Genomic DNA, 2,013 nt, shown 5'->3' with positions numbered 1-2,013 from the left:
GCGAAGGTGCTCTCGCTCTCGACCATCCTGAGGTGCATCAGTTCGCTGGTCGCGTCGTCGATATAGACCAGCAATGTGCATTGCGGGCCGCGGTCTTCGAACCACCAATGTTTTGAGCCGTCGATCTGGATCAGTTCGCCCCGACAATCCCGGCGGTAGCGCGGCTGATATGGGCGAGGACGGCGAGCCTGACGATCCTTCCAAATCCCGGCCTCGATCATCATCTGCCGCAGCTTCTCACGCGAAATCCGGAGATCATGCCGTTCGGCCAAATACTCCGCAGCCAATGTAGGCCCAAAATCATGATAATGGGTCCGAACCAGTGCGACAATCTGATCTCTGATGGCATCATCCAAGCGCCGGTTACTTGGTCGACCACGGCGGCGCGACAAAAGCCCGGATGATCCATCGTCAAGGTAACGCGTCAGCAGTCGATGGGCGTGGCGGCGGCTGACGCTCATCAGCCTTGCGGCCTGGGTGACAGTCATGCGACCTGAAACCACATGCATCAGCGTCTCGACCCGCGAAAGCTCCTCGGTACTCATACGCAACACCGCCATGCTCAATACCTCCGAACAGCCGGAGGGCACGGTAGCCCAAGTGAGACATCTCTACTTTGCGCAACTGTGACATTTGAACGTTGCTGTGAAGTTTCAAGCCGAAGTGCGACATCGCTTTGGGGCAGCAGGGGTGGGTGGAGCCATCCAAACAGCGCAGCCCACCCCTGCTGATGCGATGACTTCCTGGTTCCGGCGTTCTTGGACCCGCTGCGCTAGCAGTGGGCCCGGTCAAACCGCTCACCAGCTATTCTCGCGCCGTCGAGCTGCTCGGCGAGCACATCCCGAGGCGTGCGGTAGCCTAGGCATTTGCGCGGTGTGTCGTTGAGGCGCTCAACGAGGCGCTGGAGCTCCTTCGCCGGCAGGCGTGCAATATCGGTGTCCGACGGCAGAAAGCGGCGGATCCGACCGTTATTGTTTTCGACGCTGCCCTTCTGCCACGGGGCTGATGGCTGGCAGAAATATGCCGTCATACCCAGCGTGTCCTGAAGACGACGGTAGTTCGCAAACTCCGTGCCGCGGTCGAAGGTTATCGTACGACGAAGGGTAGGGGGCAGGGAACGAAGTTGCTGGGCGATACCTGCCATGATGCCGGCCGAATGACGGCTCGGGTTTGGCATCAACACCGTGAAGCGGCTGCGTCGCTCGACCAGCGAGGTGAGATTGGCTTTGCCATATTCCTGCCGGAACGCGATGAGGTCACCTTCCCAATGGCCGAAACTCGTGCGTTCGCCGATCTCCGCAGGCCGCGCCGCGATCATATGCGCCGACGGAATGTTCAAACCTCGTGGTTTGCGCGCATAACGGCGGCGGCGCGATCGTCGAGACGATGGGAGCAGGTGGCCAAGGCCTTGGTCACGGCCGACCGGGCTATAGACATATTGATAGATGGTCTCATGGCTCACGCTCAGCCGGTGGCGCTGATGCCGGCGCAGATAACCAGCGATCTGCTCGGGCGACCAGGCGGCCCGCAGTCGGTCGACCACATAGGCGGCGAGTTCATGTCGCCGGATGATCTTTCCCCCGCGAAGACGTCTGGCCGCGGCCTTGCCTTGGGCTGTGACCGGGAAATATCCGCGAAAGATCGGCTCTTCATCGAGATGCCGATTCCGCTTCAATTCGCGGTAGATTGTCGAGGCGTGGCGGCCGAGCTCGACGGCAGCCTGACAAGGGCTGCGGCCGGCATTGATCAGCTGATATAGTCTCCGGCGGTCATTGAGATCCAAGTGGGTGTAGCAGCGCATGTGCGATCCTCACGGGTTGAAACCCGCGAATAGGGCGAGTTTTCGCACTTCGGTCTAGAATCCGCCCTGCTACAAATCTTGTTCTTGCCATTTAGAGAAGTCACAATTTCTGCCATATAGAAATGTCACACGTTGAGGAAAGCAGGGGCTGCGTGGAGCCCTCGGGATAGCGCAGCGCAGACCCTGCTGATGCGCTGATCTTGGGGTAGTGG

At 60.0% G+C, this 2,013-nt stretch carries 2 protein-coding genes; both read right to left on the bottom strand.

What is annotated here, in order from left to right; all coding sequences use genetic code 11:
- The coding region (locus tag WA070_RS01390; protein ID WP_422632440.1) for a helix-turn-helix domain-containing protein at positions 1 to 560 on the bottom strand (560 nt) is incomplete at its 3' end.
- Positions 561 to 772: 212 nt separating this feature from the next.
- Positions 773 to 1,801: an IS30 family transposase gene (locus WA070_RS01385; RefSeq protein WP_422632439.1), complete on the bottom strand. Its 1,029-nt coding sequence runs from the start codon at positions 1,799 to 1,801 to the stop codon at positions 773 to 775.
- Positions 1,802 to 2,013: the final 212 nt, after the last annotated feature.

Origin of the sequence: Sphingobium sp. (assembly GCF_049304695.1) — a bacterium.
Taxonomy (GTDB): domain Bacteria; phylum Pseudomonadota; class Alphaproteobacteria; order Sphingomonadales; family Sphingomonadaceae; genus Sphingobium.
This window is presented reverse-complemented; position numbering and strand designations above follow the sequence as displayed.